We start from the raw sequence: 17,629 nt of genomic DNA on the forward strand, positions 1-17,629 counted from the left end.
AATTGGTGGGTGAGATGGGGAGGTGCACTCTTTAAAAGTTGAGAGCGGGGTTGGTGTTAAATTGTTAGGTGGGGCGTTAAATAGTTAGTAAGCATTATATAAAGAAGCACAATTTATTTGAACAATAGATAATTATGTTCATATGAATGGATTTAATATAATACGACATCAACTCAACTTATAATATGAGTGTTTTACGGATATAAATATCGTATGATGAATTCATAATTCTTATATGTAGTGGGAGCGTCGGTAATTATACTGAAACATGATAGGGTAGATTAGATAAACAATACGAAAACAACCATCGAATTGTGTAACAATTTTTTAAAGATTGCTAATCAAACACGTATGGATAATGCGTGATGATTCTTATTTGTCATTGCCGTTGTATAGATGGAGAAAGTAAATATAACTTCCATTTATATATATATATATAAAACACATGTTGAACTTTCGGTTGAGCTTTGCTATAATCATCGCAAACATTAAAGAGAGGGTGTTGTAAACCTTTTAGAAGTGTATAAATATAAACGCCAATGAAGAGTATAGGTTTTAAGAGATGATATACATATTACCCTGAATTGGCTATAAACGATAGGTTTATATTGATTGTCTTTAGGATTTTTTTAAGGAGGTAAGGTTATGTTAATTAATGGAATACAATTTAAACGATGAGTACATCTCACTAAGCGTTGGGACAACGAGTATAAAAATCATTTGTTTCTAAGTTTAGGTGAGTGTTTCATTGTGAAATATTGACCTGAACTTAGAAACAATTGACCCTTATACTGAACGTCACCCCAGAGGTGTACTCACTGACTAAGCACATCATTAAGATGGGCTTATTGAGCGTGCGTTTTAATTGTATTCTGATCATTTAATCAACTCGAAAAATATAATTGTCGTCAAGATGGCGGTAACACAGGTTACCAGGTATATCTAAAAGGAGCAGAAAAAATGACAGAATATTACGAACAAGCAGTTAAGTTTGCAGAAGAACATATTGCGCCAGTCGCGAGAGAATTGGATGAGAAAAAAGAATTCCCGATGGAAATCTTCAATAAACTCCATCAGGAAGGTTATCTCAAACTTCTTATTCCTACTGAAGACGGTGGTTTGGGAGGCGATATTTATGATCACTCTGAAATAATTCGGGCTTTTGCCATACATTCAGCTACAGTCGGCTTGACTTATATGATGCATAATGTGGCCCTGAATATTGTGTTAAATGCAGCCAAATCAGATATACGAGCTAAAATCGTTAAAGAAGTTCTCGAAGAAGGTAAAATCCTTGCTTTAGCTTACTCTGAATCTGGTTCTGGAGTAAACTTCTACTATCCAGATAAGACTCGCGCTGTTAAAGAGGGTGACCAATGGATTATTAATGGAGGTAAGAGTATGGTTACCTCCGCAACGGCAGCATCATACTACATGGTAATTGCTAAGACCGGGGAAGGAAAAGCGGATACCGATAACTTCATTGTACCACTGGCAACAGATGGTGTTACATTCAAGATGGAACGTTGGAATGGGATTGGCCTGAAAGCGAATGTCTCATGCCCAATGTATATGGAAGATGTCAAATTGAGTGAAGAATATCGAACAGGCGAAGAAAATTCAGGTATGGAACAAATCTTAACTCTAGTGGCGCCACTCTTTGTACAAGGATTAGCCGCTGTCTATAGTGGTCTTAATGTAGCGATTTCTAACGAAGCAATCTTCCATGCTAAAGATCGGACTTTCCCTGATGGAAGTACCTTAGCTAATGTGGATTCTATCAAACTTCACTTATCACGTATCTATAACTATGCCAACGCAGGGGTAAGCGCATGTAAGTGTTCTGCGCTAGCAGCCAGAGAAGGTGTTGCCGATGCACTACCTAAGATCCTCTCAGCCCGTGTGATTGCGATTGAGAATGTTGTTGAGTCAGGTCGCTTGGGTATGTTAATCGGTGGGGGACGGGCTTATAGTCAATTCCGTAACTTCTCACGTTATCTAGCCGACGGACTGGCTGGCCAAGTGATGGCACCAAGTGTCGATATCTTACATCAATGGATTGGTAGTGTCCTGACCGATCAACCGATTCCATAATCAGCGGTTGGAAGATAATTAGATGAACAAGGAGGAATATTTAATGACCAAAAAATTAAAAGTCGGTGCTGTTATTTATGACCCCAAAATTACGATTGTTTGGGATATGATTGGCAAATTCATCGAGGATAAGGATCAAGGGATCTTGATTGAACCGGTCTTCTTCGATGAATATCGCAGTCAGATTGATGCTTTGATCAAAAAAGAAATTGACGTGGCATGGAACTCACCACTAGCTAATCGGGAAGCGGAGCTACGTACTAAGGGTGATGTCAAATATGGGTTGATGCGGGATACCGACCGCGACTTGCATACCGTTTTAGTCGCTAAAAAAGATAGCGGCATCAAGTCTGTGGAAGATCTCAAGGGCCAAAAAATTGCCTTTGGTGCAATTGACTCACCTCAAGCGCGCTTAATTCCGATTCAATATCTACGTGAAAATGGTCTGGAATTCGGCAAAGACTATGAAGAAGTGCGCTATGATATTGGTGTGGGTCTGGACGGTGACCATACCGGGGGCGAACTCGATGCGATCAAGTCGGTTGAAGCTGGAGAGAATGTGGCTGGCTTCGCCATTGAAGGGAACTATCAAGCTTGGACCCGGGACGGAACAGTCGATGGTAATCAACTTGAAGTGATCGGCAAGACCAACTCCTTCGACCACTGCATCTTCACCGCTCATAACGAGGTGCCAGATGAAGATCTACAAGCCTTCAACGAAGTATTGATGTTAATGGACTACAACAAAGAAGAGGACAAGGAAATTCTCGACCTTGAAGGCTTGAAAGAATGGTTACCAGGGCGAACCACTAATTTCGAAGAGATCCGTAAAGCAGTCGATTACATGAACTTCTTTGAAAGCTAGAATCGTTCGTGGTCAAAAGACTCATCAAGAACGTGGCTAGTTGTCAAGGATGAAAGAGGTGTGTAGATGTTCGAAGTGTCGTTAATGGGGAGTATGCCCCGAGGACAAGAACTACTGAAAGCAAGGAGAGATTTGGCCAAGGAACGGATCACTCAAGCTGAGTATGACCAGATGATTCATACTGCCACCGAGGCGGTAGTGCGCCTGCAGGAGGCCTATGCGGTGGACTATATCACCAGTGGAGAATTGTCACGTGATAATTATGTCTCCTTCATTGCTGAGGCCTTAGGTGGGGTCAAGATGATGAGCATGAGTGATTTGCTACCTTATATCGAGGATAAGAAAGCTTATGAAGAGATGTTGTCGATTCTGGATGTGCCAGCCAATAGTATTAAGAATGCGATCTGTGTGGGACCGGTCAAGCGGCGGCAGCCCTTGGTAGGCGGCGAACTTGATCTGTTACATGAATTAACCGATCGTCCGAAGAAGATCACGCTGCCAGGCCCTTATCTGGTGACTCGTTCTATGTGGCTTAAGGGCTTATCCGATCAATACTATGATTCCAAAGAAGCCTTGGCGGTAGATGTGATTCAGGCCTTCAAGGAGGAGATTGCAGCCATTCAAGTTCGTGGTGTTGAGATTATCCAGTTTGATGAGCCGGTACTGACGGAAGTGGTCTTCTCACCGGGGAATACCAGGACCTTTATGTGTGCGTCACTATCTGAAAAGAAAGATCCGACAGAGGAACTTGAATTTGCCACCGGCTTGTTGCAAGCTGTCTTCCAGACGGTGGACCGAGCAAAATCTAAAGTCGGCTTACACGTCTGCCGGGGTAACTGGAGTAAGGATGAGACCATTCTTCTCACCGGTCCTTATACACCGCTGTTAGATTTATTTGAAGCAGTGGCGGCCGATATCTATTTTTTGGAGTACTCGACCGATCGTGCGGGTAGTCTGGGCTCGTTGTTTGAGGGGCATCAGCTGTTTGAGCGGGCCTCGCTAGGACTGGGTGTGATGAATCCGCGCCAGGATGAGACTGAATCAGCGGAGGCGATCATTGAGCGAGCGGAAGAGTTGTTGAACTACTTGCCAGCCGAACGTATTCTATTGAATCCTGATTGTGGCTTTGCGACCTTCGCCAAGAAGCCGGTGAATAGCTATCCTTATATCGAGGAAAAACTGGCGGTGCTTCAGAAAGTCAAAGAAGAATTGAGAGCAAGGTATGAAAGCTAAAAAGCCCGACGAGTCACTATATTATAATCTGTTTATGAGGGGAACATGTCCCAACTTGGATACAGTAAATGTATATACGGATCGACAAAATATTGAAGTGAACGAAGTAATATCTTTTGATATTGAATTTGAGCAGATTACGGCTATCTCTTATCTTCTTTCGAGCTTATTATCATCAACAATTATAACTGCTATTAAAGAATTAAAGCAGAATGATATTTTTTTAGATGAGATTGAAGGAACAGTCCAAGCTCAACTGACGAATCCATTGCGAATGATACCTGTAAGAGGTTATTCTGATCCAAGTCTGATTAAAGATATTAGAATAAAGCTATTTTATTATGCGGATACAGATGATTGTGAAAAAGTTAGCGTTTTAATGAGAAATGCTCAATTATTTAATCCTGTTTATCAATTAATTGATAAGGGACAAGAAATAAATTTAAATATCGAGTTTGTGTTGTAGAGTATATAATAATATTAAAAAGGGGAGAGTAATTGGAGAGGCATTCGAACATTAAATGGGAAACGATGCGCGAGGCTTTATTGGATACCACAATTCCTTATGTGATAAGTTTGATCATTTTTATAGTGACCTTTTTTAGAGGAGTTAGAGTGACCTCAAATAGTTGGACCAGAGAGATAGGCATAGTTTTATGCTTGTCTCTCTTTTTGTTTGTTTAAGGCTATTCCTTAAGCAGCCAGTGTTTCTCGATATTCAACTGGACTTAACCAACTTAACTTTTCCTTAATTCGCACCTCGTTATAGTAACGAATATAATCAATGATTGCTTGTTTTAATTCACCGTAACTTCGATAAACTTTTCCAGAATACAGCTCAATATACAGCCTTCGAAAAACGGATGTGGAACCCGCATTCGGAAATTTGAAGGCCAATTAGGGGTTCAACCGATTCCATGTAAGAGGGATTGATAAGGTTCATAATGAGATTGGGTTGGCATTAATGGCCACGAACTTGAGGAAGTTGGCGCTGATAATTGGAGTAAATAAAAAGGTCCAGAATTTTTATTCTTATCGAATAAAAATCTGGACTTTTTTGAGGACTTATCTTACAGCCTCTTATTGTTTTTTATTCAAAAGTTACGACGAAGTAGTTTTTCTTACCACGTCGAACAATAATATATTTTTCTCCAATCGCATCGGCTGGCGAAATTTCATAGTCCACATCATCAATTACGCGGCCATTGATTGAGATGGCACCATTTGATACGAACTCACGTGCTTGACGTCTTGAACTGACAATCCCTGTGTCGACTAACCAAACAGGTAAGTTGGCAGCTTCTTTGGCGGCTGTGAAAGAAGGCAAGCTTGCAGCAGCAATCTTGATTTGTTCTGGGCTGAGCGATCCGACATCTCCAGTAAAGAAAGCCTCCGTAATATATTGTGCGTCCCTTAAAGCTTCTTCACTATGAACAAAGCGGGTTACCTCTTCTGCTAAGCGACGTTGAGCGACGCGAAGATGAGGGCGCTCTTTAATTTCTTCTTCAAGTTCTTCGATTTCTTCGTGGCTTAGGAATGTAAAGTATTTTAAGAATTTGACAATATCTTCGTCCTGCTGATTGTACCAGAATTGGTAAAACTCATATGGAGAAGTCATATCAGGGTCAAGCCAGATGGCGTTCCCTGCTGATTTTCCAAATTTAGTTCCGTCAGATTTTGTCATCAAAGGAATGGTCAATCCATACGCTTGTGTCTCAGAACCTTCCTTGCGACGGATAAAGTCAAGCCCAGAGGTAATATTTCCCCATTGGTCGGCCCCACCGATTTGAACTTGGATGTCATGGTGTGTTAATAAATAGTGGAAATCAATTGACTGTAGAATTTGGTAAGTAAATTCAGTATACGAAATACCATGCTCTAACCGACTGGCAACAACATCCTTAGCTAGCATTGTATTAACATTAAAATGCTTACCAAAATCGCGTAAGAAGTCGATAAGGCTAATCTTACCTAGCCAATCGTAGTTGTTCATAATACGAAATCCACTACTATCGACATCACCTTTTAAGAAGAGATGGTCCATTTGTTGGGTCAATCGATGTGCATTCTCCTTGACAACCTCAAAAGATTGTTGTGTACGTTCACTTGTACGGCCACTTGGGTCCCCAATCGATCCGGTAGCTCCTCCAATGACAATCATCGGATGATGTCCTGCAAGTTGGAATCGTTTAAGAATCATAAATGGAATTAAATGCCCAATATGCATCGAAGGGCCCGTCGGATCAACACCACAATAAATACCAATCGATTTTTGATCGATCAGTTCATGTAAGCCTTCTTCATCCGTTTGCTGGTTAATCGCACCACGCCATTTTAAATCATCTAAAATATTTTGTGTCATGTAGATTCTCCTAGTTTGATTTATTTATGTTTTATTATAGAAGTTGCTGTAAAGATAAACAAGCTGAAGTCGACTAATTCTTAAGAAATAGTTAAGAAAAACCTAAGGAAAAATTGCTATTTTACAGTATTATTACAAGTAAAATACGATTTGAATTTCTTGTTAAAATGGATCTGAATCTATGATACGATACATCTATCGTAGCGTGATAACGTTACTTGATAAACAATTTTTAAAATATAAATCAAACTTTTAATTAATAACTAATAATAAGAAAAAGGAGCCCGAAAATAATGACAGTATCATCGAAACGATTCGTTACTAAAGTTTTAGCTTCGGCATTAACGGTAGGGGCATTGAGTGGTCCAGTCGCAACCTATGCGCAAGACTTTGATGCATTAATTAACGATACCATCGTACAAATTGAAGGACTCTCAGCATCTCAAGCTGAATTACACCAAAAATTACAAGCTGCATACCAAGAAATTGAAAAGATTCAAGATGAATCAGCTGAAATTTCTAAGGCAATTGCTGAAGATACTCGCACTTTGAAAGAAATCGAAGAAGAGATTGCAGTACTTGAAGAAACAATTGCGAACCGTGAGCAACTATTAGAAGAACAAGCACGTGCAGTTCAAGTATCGAACGGTTCAGCAAATTATTTAAATTATGTTGCTTCATCTAAATCTGTTACAGATTTAGTTGGACGTGTCGATGTGATTAATCGCATGGTTTCAGCGAATAAAGATTTAATCCAATTACAAATTGCAGATAAAGAAGCCGTTGAAACAAAACATGCACAAGCGGTTGAAACTTTAGAAGCAAAAGAAGCAAAACAAAAAGAACTTGAAACAGCAAAAGTTGAGTTAGCGACACAAACCGCTTCACAAGAAGAAGCTTATAACCAATTAACGAATGATATTACCTTAGCAGCAGCACAACGCGATGCGCTAGTTGCTGAAAGAGAACAATATTTAGAACAACAACGTTTAGCTTATGAAGCGCAATTAGCACAAGAAGCAGCAGCAAATCAAGCTTCACTAGAAGCATCCGTTGCAGCGGCAAGTCAAGCGACTTCTGAAGCTGAATTACAAGCGCAATATAACCAAGCCCTTGCTGAAGCACAAGCACAAGATGCAGCGATTGCTCAAGCTCAAGCAGAAGCAGACCAAGCAGCAGCTGAAGCTGAACAAGCTAGAGCTTATGCACAACAAGCAGAAGCAGCTGCTCAAGAAGCAGAAGCAAATGTAGGTGTTGTACAAGAAGCGGCGCCAGAAACCTTGACACAAGAACCTGTTGAAGTAGAACAAGTGGAACCAGAAATGGCATGGGAACCTGTGGAAGAGACAGAAGCACCGGTTGAAGAAACTGAAGCTGTAGTTGAAGAAGTTGAAACAGAACAATCATGGACAGCTGTGACACCTGAAGAAGCTCAAGCTGCTCGTGAAGAAGCAGAACGTGCTAAAGCAGCAGCAGCCCAAGCTGAAGAAGCAAGTCAAGTTGCTCAAGCAAACGTTCAGTCACTGATTTCATTTGCTGAACAATTTATTGGAACACCTTATGTATGGGGTGGTAAACAACCTGGTGGATTTGACTGTTCAGGCTATGTATACTACGTATTCCAACAAGTTTATGGCATCAACGTAGGTGGCTGGACTGGTGAACAACAAAATTCAGGAAGCCGCATCGGTGTCGGTGAAGCTCAAGCAGGAGACCTATACTTCTGGTCAAATGGCGAAGGAGCTCCATACCACGTAGCATTAGCAACAGGTAATGGTAACTACTTACACGCAGTAGACTTTGGACGTCCATTATCATATGGAACAGTAAGTGATTATTTCATGCCAAGTTTCGCTGTTCGTGTTAACAAATAATTAGAAAATTTACGCTAAAAGCTTTCTGAAAATTCAGAAAGCTTTTTTGTTGTTAGCTGCTATCTCATCAGCTCAATGAATACTTTCTATGCTATAATGAGAAGGTACATTTATTTAAAAGGAGGACTCCGTGTGACTGAAACACAACCTACATATTATATTACGACACCAATCTATTACCCGAGTGGTCGTTTGCATATCGGGAATACGTATTCAACGTTAGTCTGCGATGCTATGGCACGTTATAAACGCTTGATGAATTATGATGTTTATTTCTTAACGGGTATGGATGAACATGGTCAAAAAATCGAAGCGAAAGCCGAACAAGAAGGAATTCACCCGCAACAATATGTTGATGAAATGGCAACATATATTAAAGATTTGTGGGAAAAATTAGAAATTACCTATGATGGATTTATTCGAACCACCGATAAACAACACGTTGCAGCAGTGCAACAAATTTTTGAGAGATTACTTGAGCAAGGCGATATTTACTTAGGTGAATATTCAGGTTGGTACTCGGTCAGTGATGAGGAATTCTTTACAGTATCACAATTGATTGAAGTCTATCGTGATGAAGAGGGGAATGTGATTGGTGGAGTGGCTCCTTCTGGCCATGAAGTCAAACGGGTTCAAGAAGCGTCATATTTCTTTAAATTAAGTAAATATGCTGATCGACTCGTAGAATACTATGAGACACATCCAGACTTTTTAGTCCCTGCTTTTCGTAAAAATGAAATGATTAATAACTTCATTAAGCCGGGCCTCGAAGATTTAGCGGTTTCGCGAACAACGTTCTCATGGGGAGTGCCTGTTAAATCAAATCCAGAACACGTAGTCTATGTTTGGATTGACGCCTTATCAAACTATATTTCAGCGTTAGGTTATGGTTCAGAAGATACGCGTCTGTTTGACCATTATTGGCCGGCAGATGTGCATGTAATCGGTAAGGATATTTCACGTTTCCACATGATTTATTGGCCGGCGTTACTGATGGCTTTAGACTTACCATTACCGAAACAAATTTTTGCCCATGGCTGGTTAGTGATGAAAGACGGGAAGATGAGTAAATCAATGGGGAACGTCATCTATCCTGAGATGTTAATAGATCGTTACGGATTAGATGCGACACGTTATTTCTTATTACGTGAAATGAGTGGCGGAAATGATTCCGTCTTCACTCCGGAAGGATTTATTCAAACCTTAAATTCAGAATTATCAAATGATTTAGGAAACTTATTAAACCGTACGATTGCGATGATTAATAAGTATTTCGACGGTGAAATCCCAACCCATTCACTTGAAGAAACTGTGATCGATTCGAGTTACGAAGCCACAGTCCGAGAACTACTGGGAAAATATCATCAAACGATGGATCAAATTGAAATTAGTGAAGCTTTAGATTGTGTGATGGCGATAGTTTCTCGTACGAATAAATATATCGATGAAACAGAACCATGGGTTCTAGCGAAAGATGAAGAACGCAAAGCAGAGTTGGCTTCGGTAATGTATCACCTAGCAGATAGCTTGCGTGTTGTGAGTCATTTATTACGTCCAGTGATACCGCATGCAGCTGAACAAATTTTAGAACAGCTCGGGTTAAGTGATCAGCTTGCTTTAGATTTAACGGAAGTCGAATTCAATCAACTGACCGCTGAACATCAAGTCGTCAAGAAAGGGCAACCACTCTTCCCACGTCTTGAGATGGAAGAAGAAATGGCTTTTATCCAAGAAATGATGCGTCCGAAGTCAGTCAATGCTCAACCTAAAGTTGACGACCCATCTTGGAACCCTGAAGAAGTTCAGTTAGCTTATGACGAAGTGGAACATGTCGAGTTTGATCAATTTATTCAAACTGAATTGAAAGTCGCCGAAGTAATGGATGTTGTCCCCGTCAAAGGTTCAAATAAATTATTACGATTTAGATTAGATGCTGGGGATGAGGGACACCGCCAAATTTTATCTGGCATTGCGAAATATTACCCTCAACCGGAAGCACTAATTGGAGAAAAGGTAGCGATTGTAGCGAACTTAAAACCACGTAAAATGATGGGATATATTAGTCAAGGGATGATTCTATCCACAGAAGCGAATGGCGAATTAAAAGTCGTGACCATCAGTCCAGAAGTTCCAAATGGCACATTACTCGGCTAGAGATTTAGTAGAGAGAAAGGAAATTATGCAACGTTTATTTGATACGCATACCCACCTCAATGCGACAGCCTTTAAAGGGCAAGAGGATCAAATCATTCAACAAGCGCATGATCAAGGTGTCGGTTATTTTGCAGTTGTTGGATTTGACCGCGAAACCATTGAAAGAAGTCTTGCCTTAAGTGAGAGATACGATGAAATTATTAGCGTGATTGGCTGGCATCCAACGGAAGCTTATTGCTACAATGGTGAAGTTGAACGGTGGATAGAGCAACAATTGGAACATCCAAAGGTAAAAATGTACGGTGAGATTGGTTTAGATTATCATTGGGATACCTCAACCAAAGCGGAACAGTGGCGTGTATTTCGACGCCAAATCGCCATCGCAAAAGAACATAATTTACCGATTACGATACATAACCGTGACGCGACAGACGATGTATACCAAATTCTTAAAGAAGAAGGGATTCCGGATGCGGGTGGGATTATGCATTCATTTGGCGAGGGAGTCGATGATGCGAAGCGATTTTTAGATCTTGGAATGCATCTAAGTTTTAGTGGTGTATTGACATTTAAAAGGACGGAGGAAGTCCGTCAGGCTGCCGCGATTGTTCCTGATCATCGACTGTTAATTGAAACCGATGCACCGTATTTAGCGCCTGAGCCAATGCGTGGGAAGCAAAACCAACCTGCATATGTGCGCTATGTTGCAGAGCGGTTAGCTCAAGTACGCCAAATGTCTTACGCTGATTTAGCAGCATTAACGACTCAAAATGCGTTTGAACTATTTCGCTGGAAAGGTGAGCAAATCTAGTGGCTGAACAGTGGATTCCGCAAGAATTTATTGTAGTTGAAGGACGGGACGACACGCGACGGTTAGTCGAGGTATTCGGTCCTGAAGTTAAGACGATTGAAACAGGGGGATCAGCGATTGATGACTCGGTGCTCGATGAAATTGGCCGAGCGCATGTACAATCGGGCGTGATTGTTTTAACTGACCCTGATTATCCAGGGGAACGAATTCGAGCAATAATTCGTCAAACGTATCCAACTGTGAAGCACGCGCATCTTAGTCAACAACAAGCATTAAGTCATCGCAAGCATCAAAGTTTAGGTGTCGAACATGCATCGGGTGAGAGTATCCGAGAGGCATTGGCGCAAGTTATGACCCCCATAGAGATAAACTCACAGCAAGTTACGTATATCCCGTTGGCTCAATTAATTGCATTTGGGCTCGTTGCGTCTTCAAGTGCCCAGTGCCGACGCGATTATATTTCGAATTATTTCAGAATTGGACGTATGAATGGTAAGCAACTGCAAAAGCAACTCGCTCGTTATCAAATTACAGTGGAGAAATTACAACAAGCGTTAGAAGAAGGTGAACATCTTGGAAGAATCTAAAGTCTATATTGCCAATCCTCGACGAACGGCAGAAATTATGAAGCAATACCAAATAAAAATGAAAAAAAGTTTAGGTCAAAACTTCTTAATGGATACGAATATTTTACGCAAGATGGTCACGACGGCAGCGTTAACGGATCAAACGACCGTCATTGAAATTGGCCCAGGGATTGGTGCGTTGACCGAATTTTTGGCGCTTCACAGTAAACAAGTTTATGCCTTTGAGATTGATCAGCGATTTATTACGATCTTAGAAGACACGTTGTCAGATTATGATAATGTTCAAGTCGTTCATCAAGATATTTTAGAAGTGGATTTTGGTGCGCCGGAATATCAAGATCTTCGCCAAGCGAAAGATTTAGTTGTAGTCGCTAACTTACCTTATTATATTACGACGCCGATTATCATGGGGTTAATCACCAGTGGGCTACCGTTCCGCAAGTTGGTCATGATGATGCAGAAAGAAGTCGCACAACGGATGATTGCGCAACCTCAAACGAAAGATTATGGATCCTTATCGATTGCGATTCAAAATACAATGGAAGCAGAATTATCATTTATCGTACCAAGAACGGTGTTTAATCCACCGCCGAATGTTGATTCTGCTGTTCTAACGTTGACCAGACGTGAGACGCCCCTTGTTCCAGTGGAAAACACTGCTGTATTTGAACAATTTGTTCAAGTGTGTTTTACGCAACGAAGAAAAACACTCTGGAACAATTTGAGAAATTATTATGGCAAGGAACAGAGTGAATTATTGCAAGTAGCGTTAGATAAGTCTCAGATTAATCCAAGTCAACGGGCAGAAGAACTTACAATCGATGATTTCTATGCACTTTATCAAGCTTTTAATGCGCTCAATTAATGAGCAAGAAAAACACAGCCTGCTTTCACCTATAAAGTGAAAGGGGCTGTGTTCGTTTTTTTAGATTCAAGCGTTATCACACTTATTCTGCTTCTGTCATAAGTTCATATTCTGCTTCTTCAAAAGAATTCACCAATTTTTGATCAACTTTTTTGAATTGGACTAAATCTTTTGAATAAAGTCGAATATCCAGTGCGTCTTCCGTTTCATAATATTTAGGATGTGTAATTTTAACTTGGAGCTGTCCGCGGTCAACGAGTTGAAGATAGATACCACTTGATAAATCTTGAACTTCCTCAATCGCACGATATACATCTTGTTTTGCATTAATTTGCTGAACAATTTCATAGAAGTTTGCATTCATTGCGTTGAGCTGAATCATCAACTCTTTTTCGTCTGGATCTTCTTCGGAAGGAAGACGTGAATAGAGCTCGTTATTCACATAATTTGCGAAAACAATCATATAATGTTCATAAGCTTCAGCATTTGGATTCATGGTTAATAAAGTATAATCATCCGCAATCACAATTTCACTAAAAGAGGCAGACTCATCTTGACTTTGATAAACTCGTTCTTCTTGAGCTTTAATCGGAATGACAGAGGTTAACAATAACAATACAATCATACACGATGACAACAACTGTTTAATCTTATTCATACCAACAACGCCTCCTTAATTATTTTTGTGTAATAAAACATAGGATAATTCAAATGTTTTATTACATTAGTTTAAGTATACACTACAAAAAAACGTTTTCAAGCTAAAATTTAAAATTCTTTGAATAGTCATTGACAGTGGCTACTTGCTCTTAGTGTAAAATAACTGTTGGTAAGCTAAAAGCAAAAAAGATAACCCTCTGCTATACTGTTAGTATCCAAAACACACAGAAAGTTAGAGGGTTATCCATGAATATTGTAACACAAGTTATGCAAGAAATTAGTAAAATGATGACAGATTTATATCATCAAGCGATTCAATCTTCTTATGATTTTACCACGATTTTAGCGACTAAACAAATAACCAAAAAAAGAAGCCACTATGTTAAGTGACTTCTAACTATTTATTGATTTAAACCGTTATAAATAACATCTAAATTCGTTTGTAAATACTTCAAATAGGTATCCGCGGGTGAACCTTTTTCACCGATTTCGTCGGAATAAACCGGCTCTTCATAAATCTCAACGCCCGTTTCCTTCGATACGGTTTGCATTGGACGTCTATCAACGTTTGATTCAACGAACAATACCGGTGGGTTATTATCTTTGACCCATTGAATCGCTGATTGAATTTGAGCGGGCGAACCATTTTCATCGGTATCAATTGCCCAAATATAACCATGATTTAAGTTAAAAGATTGAGCCATATATTGGAAAGCATGTTCGCTAGCAATAAAGTTACGCTGGTTACCTTCTAAACTGCCCAATTTTTCTTCATATTCATCGCGAATTGCTTCTAACTCTTTAATATAAGCTTCAGCGTTTTCTTGATAGACCACTGCATTATTTGGATCTTGTTCTTTTAAGACCTCTACAATTCGTTGAGCCATTTTTATACCTACGTTAGGATCTGCAAAGGCATGAGGGTTAATTTCTTGCCTTCCTTCTTCATCTTTTAAATATTGTGGTTCTACGTCTTTAGCAACTTCGATGAGTTGTTCTGGTGACTTCTTCACTGAATTAGCTAATTTCATAAACCAACCATTTTCGGATCCTTCTAAGTTTAATCCGTTATAAAACATTAAATCCGCGTCAGTCGCTTTCATAATGTCTTCTGGTAAAGGTTCATATTCATGAGGATCAGTTCCAACTGGAACTAAGTTATAGACTTCAATATGATCTTGGCCGATACTTTCTAACATATCAGTTAAGAGAGAAAAACTTGAAACCACTTTTAGCGGTTCATCTGCATGAGCTGTGGTTGCGATACTTAATCCCATCATTAAAATTAAGTTGATCGCACATAATACTTTCAATAAACGTTTCATTTAATCATACCTTCCTACTATTTAGATAATTTATGAGCTAAACGCCAGACGTAGCCGTTATTAGGTGCAAATAAAAAGGCTAAAACAAACATTACTGTGGCACATAATACAATCGCTGCTCCTGACGGAACGTTAATAACAAAACTAATATACAATCCGACCACTGAAGAAATAACACCAAAAATAGCCGAAAGAATTAACATATTTCGTAAGTTGTTTGTTAATAGATACGCTGTCGAAGCTGGTGTAATCAGTAAAGCAACAACTAAAATAGCACCAACAGCTTGCAGTGAGGCTACAGTAACTAACGTTAACGTCACCATAATTCCATAATGAATTAATTTAGTTGGGTATCCCCAAGCAGCCGCCATTGTTGGATCAAAGGTGGTAATAAGTAATTCTTTATAAAAAGCAACGACTAGAATGATAACAATCACACCGATTACCATCGTAATATTTCGGTCGCTATCTTGCACGGTTAAAATATTACCAAATAAAATTTCGGTTAAGTCGGTCGCACTTTGGGCCATTTGAATTAAAATAACACCAATCGCAAAAAAGGATGAAAAGACAATCCCTATTGCTGCATCACTTTTAATCCGGCTAGACTGTTGGATCAGTCCAATGAATAAGGCTGTAATAAAGCCGGTAATGGCTGCTCCAATAAAAAAGTTCGTTCCCATCATATAAGAAATCGCCACACCGGGTAAAATTGCGTGAGAAATCGCATCCCCCATTAAAGCTAATCCTCTTAAAATAATAAAGCACCCTAATATTCCAGCAATTATCCCAATCATGACGGAAGTTGTTAATGCTTTTTGTAAAAACTCATAGTCTTTGATTTGTTGGATGAATTGTTGCATTTGTTCCAATGTAAACACAGTCGACCAATTACTCATTTGATGCACCTCCTCCAACAAATTGGGTAGAGGTTAAAATGCTTTCGCCAAAGGCTTCGGATAAATACTGCGGAGTAAAGCACTCTTCAACCGTCCCATAAGCAATTAATTGTTGTTTAAGTAAAATCACACTATCAAAGTACTCCGCTACTTTACTTAAATCATGGTGAACAATTAATATTGTTTTACCATCTCCTTTCATTTGACGTAAAATTTTAGCGATAATGGCTTCACTTTTAGCGTCAATTCCTACAAAGGGTTCATCTAAAAAGATATAATCTGCATCTTGAACAAGGACGCGAGCAATGAGAACGCGTTGGAATTGTCCACCAGAAAGTTCGCTAATTTGACGGTGGGAAAACTCTTCGAGTCCCACTTGCCTTAAGGCTTCCATAGCTTGGTCTTTTTGCTCTTTGGTGGGAAATTTAAATAACCCTAGTTGACGGTAAAACCCGATAGCCACCATATCTAAAACGTTAATCGGAAAATCATGGTCGATGTTATTCTTTTGTTCGACGTAAGATATTTTCTTTCTTACTTGACTCACATGCTGACCGTCATAGGTCGTTGTTCCGCTATGGGGAAGAATATTTAACATCGCTTTCATTAACGTTGATTTTCCCGCTCCGTTTGGCCCAATAATTCCAATTAGTTGCCCTGTCTTCAATTTAAATGAGACATCATCTAAGGCAAGGAATTTATTGTAGGAAACGGATAAATTATTCGCTTCTATCATATTATTCCTTCTTTCTTTTCTGAAACATTGTTTAGAGCAACCTAAATAATGTCCAGTAAAAAACAATAGAATATTCTATTGATTTATTTGTTTGTGTTTTTGTTCTCTTTGTTTAGGCTTACCTAAACTTTAACGCATCCTTTTTTCTTTGTCAAGCATCTTGATCAAATTGATAGTGTCAAATTATATTATTTGTGGTATAATACACTCGTGAGGTGAGCATACATGCCAAATGAGCTAGGAGAAATCAAGAGTTATCTTGAAGAGCGGGTTGGTGAAGAGATTTGTGTCACTGTCCAATTAGGACGTAAACGCCAAAAAGAACGACGAGGAGTCTTAACTGAAACTTATCGTTCGATCTTTATTGTTTGTTTAGATCAAGACGAAAATGATTTTGAGCGTTCTTGTTTCAGTTATCGCGATGTGTTAACGAAAGCCATTGAATTAGAATTTGTGTAATCATCAGTGGATGATTAAGTAGATAATCCCAAATATTTAGTGCAAACTGATATTTGGGATTTTTACGGTTTTTATGTTTTTTATGAATGGGTGTGAAAGACGATATGAAATTAATAATCGGTCTAGGTAATCCTGGCGAAAGGTATGCAGGAACACGGCATAATATTGGCTTTGAAGTTATTGATGATTTCTTAGCGATGCATGACTTGACGATGACGGACCAGAAGTTCCAATCAGACTATACAATCTACCGCCACGGAGGAGAGCGTGCCATCATTATGAAGCCTTATACTTATATGAATCTGTCAGGTGAGGCATTACTCCCAATGATGAGTTATTTTGGCGTAGGGATGGAAGATATTGTGATAATCCATGATGACTTAGATTTACCTCTTGGGAAGGTTCGGCTTCGTTACCGTGGTAGTTCAGGTGGACAGCGTGGTGTTCAAAATATTATCGATCTACTGGGATCGAATGAATTTAATCGAATTAAGATGGGAATTGGCCGGCCAGCTCCAGGATGGAAAGTTACCGACCATGTTCTAGCACCGTTTAATTCACAAGAACGAGAATTATTGCAACCTGAAATTCACCGCGCTGCGAATGCAGTCACAGATTGGTTGAATGGAACCACCTTCAATCAATTAATGAATCAATACAATTAAATACGAGTCAATGCGAGGGGGTCGTTAAGGCGAGCTCCTT

Annotated in this window: 18 protein-coding genes; 12 read left to right on the plus strand and 6 right to left on the minus strand. The window is 39.5% G+C overall.

What is annotated here, in order from left to right; all coding sequences use genetic code 11:
* The first annotated feature begins 960 nt into the window (after nt 1-960).
* From CYJ57_RS00330 to CYJ57_RS00345, 4 genes are all read left to right on the plus strand, one after another.
* Nucleotides 961-2,094 (plus strand): acyl-CoA dehydrogenase family protein, encoded by a 1,134-nt coding sequence (locus CYJ57_RS00330; RefSeq protein ID WP_101953632.1) that lies wholly within the window; start codon nt 961-963, stop codon nt 2,092-2,094.
* 43 nt (nt 2,095-2,137) lie between these two features.
* Entirely contained in the window at nt 2,138-2,959 is an 822-nt protein-coding gene (locus CYJ57_RS00335; RefSeq protein ID WP_101953633.1) for a phosphate/phosphite/phosphonate ABC transporter substrate-binding protein, read from the plus strand.
* 66 nt (nt 2,960-3,025) lie between these two features.
* Nucleotides 3,026-4,192 (plus strand): cobalamin-independent methionine synthase II family protein, encoded by a 1,167-nt coding sequence (locus CYJ57_RS00340; RefSeq protein WP_006700800.1) that lies wholly within the window; start codon nt 3,026-3,028, stop codon nt 4,190-4,192.
* A gap of 55 nt (nt 4,193-4,247) precedes the next feature.
* Nucleotides 4,248-4,658, plus strand: coding sequence for an OsmC family protein (locus CYJ57_RS00345; protein ID WP_040442783.1), 411 nt, complete (start codon nt 4,248-4,250; stop codon nt 4,656-4,658).
* Nucleotides 4,659-4,885: 227 nt separating this feature from the next.
* Here the strand turns inward: CYJ57_RS00345 and CYJ57_RS00350 are convergent, their stop codons facing one another.
* Both CYJ57_RS00350 and tyrS read right to left on the minus strand, forming a co-directional pair.
* Entirely contained in the window at nt 4,886-5,089 is a 204-nt protein-coding gene (locus CYJ57_RS00350; RefSeq protein ID WP_040442786.1) for an IS3 family transposase, read from the minus strand.
* 193 nt (nt 5,090-5,282) lie between these two features.
* Nucleotides 5,283-6,554: a tyrosine--tRNA ligase gene (gene tyrS, locus CYJ57_RS00360; protein ID WP_101953634.1), complete on the minus strand. Its 1,272-nt coding sequence runs from the start codon at nt 6,552-6,554 to the stop codon at nt 5,283-5,285.
* A 293-nt stretch (nt 6,555-6,847) separates the two neighbouring features.
* Between tyrS and CYJ57_RS00365 the strand changes: the two genes are divergently transcribed.
* The 5 genes from CYJ57_RS00365 (at nt 6,848) to rsmA (ending at nt 12,845) form a co-directional block, all read left to right on the plus strand.
* Nucleotides 6,848-8,428 carry a C40 family peptidase gene (locus CYJ57_RS00365; protein WP_101953635.1) on the plus strand — a complete coding sequence of 527 codons (1,581 nt, stop codon included), beginning with the start codon at nt 6,848-6,850 and terminating at the stop codon, nt 8,426-8,428.
* A 96-nt stretch (nt 8,429-8,524) separates the two neighbouring features.
* Nucleotides 8,525-10,582 (plus strand): methionine--tRNA ligase, encoded by a 2,058-nt coding sequence (metG, locus tag CYJ57_RS00370; protein WP_180764340.1) that lies wholly within the window; start codon nt 8,525-8,527, stop codon nt 10,580-10,582.
* Entirely contained in the window at nt 10,563-11,393 is an 831-nt protein-coding gene (locus CYJ57_RS00375; protein WP_101953637.1) for a TatD family hydrolase, read from the plus strand. Before metG ends, CYJ57_RS00375 begins: the two co-directional genes overlap by 20 nt.
* Nucleotides 11,393-11,980: a ribonuclease M5 gene (rnmV, locus tag CYJ57_RS00380; RefSeq protein WP_101953638.1), complete on the plus strand. Its 588-nt coding sequence runs from the start codon at nt 11,393-11,395 to the stop codon at nt 11,978-11,980. The genes CYJ57_RS00375 and rnmV overlap by 1 nt, the downstream gene beginning before the upstream one ends.
* Before the next feature lie 37 nt (nt 11,981-12,017).
* A complete protein-coding gene (gene rsmA / locus CYJ57_RS00385; RefSeq protein ID WP_219525533.1) occupies nt 12,018-12,845 on the plus strand; it encodes a 16S rRNA (adenine(1518)-N(6)/adenine(1519)-N(6))-dimethyltransferase RsmA in 828 nt (275 codons plus the stop codon).
* Between the two features lie 82 nt (nt 12,846-12,927).
* On the opposite strand, the gene CYJ57_RS00390 is transcribed toward rsmA, so the two are convergent.
* Nucleotides 12,928-13,503: a hypothetical protein gene (locus CYJ57_RS00390; protein WP_101953640.1), complete on the minus strand. Its 576-nt coding sequence runs from the start codon at nt 13,501-13,503 to the stop codon at nt 12,928-12,930.
* A gap of 248 nt (nt 13,504-13,751) precedes the next feature.
* Between CYJ57_RS00390 and CYJ57_RS07780 the strand changes: the two genes are divergently transcribed.
* On the plus strand, nt 13,752-13,895 hold the full coding sequence (locus tag CYJ57_RS07780; RefSeq protein ID WP_156790210.1) for a hypothetical protein: 144 nt from the start codon (nt 13,752-13,754) through the stop codon (nt 13,893-13,895).
* A gap of 11 nt (nt 13,896-13,906) precedes the next feature.
* Here CYJ57_RS07780 and CYJ57_RS00395 read toward each other — a convergent pair whose 3' ends face one another.
* The 3 genes from CYJ57_RS00395 to CYJ57_RS00405 are packed head-to-tail and all read right to left on the minus strand — an operon-like array spanning nt 13,907 to nt 16,465.
* A complete protein-coding gene (locus CYJ57_RS00395) occupies nt 13,907-14,830 on the minus strand; it encodes a metal ABC transporter solute-binding protein, Zn/Mn family (RefSeq protein ID WP_101953641.1) in 924 nt (307 codons plus the stop codon).
* A gap of 17 nt (nt 14,831-14,847) precedes the next feature.
* Entirely contained in the window at nt 14,848-15,729 is an 882-nt protein-coding gene (locus CYJ57_RS00400; protein WP_101953642.1) for a metal ABC transporter permease, read from the minus strand.
* Entirely contained in the window at nt 15,722-16,465 is a 744-nt protein-coding gene (locus tag CYJ57_RS00405; protein WP_101953643.1) for a metal ABC transporter ATP-binding protein, read from the minus strand. The genes CYJ57_RS00400 and CYJ57_RS00405 overlap by 8 nt, the downstream gene beginning before the upstream one ends.
* 225 nt (nt 16,466-16,690) lie before the next feature.
* On the opposite strand from CYJ57_RS00405, the gene CYJ57_RS00410 reads away from it, so the two are divergent.
* Together CYJ57_RS00410 and pth are read left to right on the plus strand one after the other, a co-directional pair.
* On the plus strand, nt 16,691-16,924 hold the full coding sequence (locus tag CYJ57_RS00410) for a Veg family protein (protein ID WP_006700817.1): 234 nt from the start codon (nt 16,691-16,693) through the stop codon (nt 16,922-16,924).
* 104 nt (nt 16,925-17,028) lie between these two features.
* Complete coding sequence (gene pth / locus CYJ57_RS00415; RefSeq protein WP_244896556.1) at nt 17,029-17,589, plus strand: aminoacyl-tRNA hydrolase; 561 nt, start codon at nt 17,029-17,031, stop codon at nt 17,587-17,589.
* Nucleotides 17,590-17,629 lie beyond the last annotated feature (40 nt).

Origin of the sequence: Falseniella ignava (genome assembly GCF_002847645.1) — a bacterium.
Classification (GTDB): Bacteria; Bacillota; Bacilli; order Lactobacillales; family Aerococcaceae; genus Falseniella; species Falseniella ignava.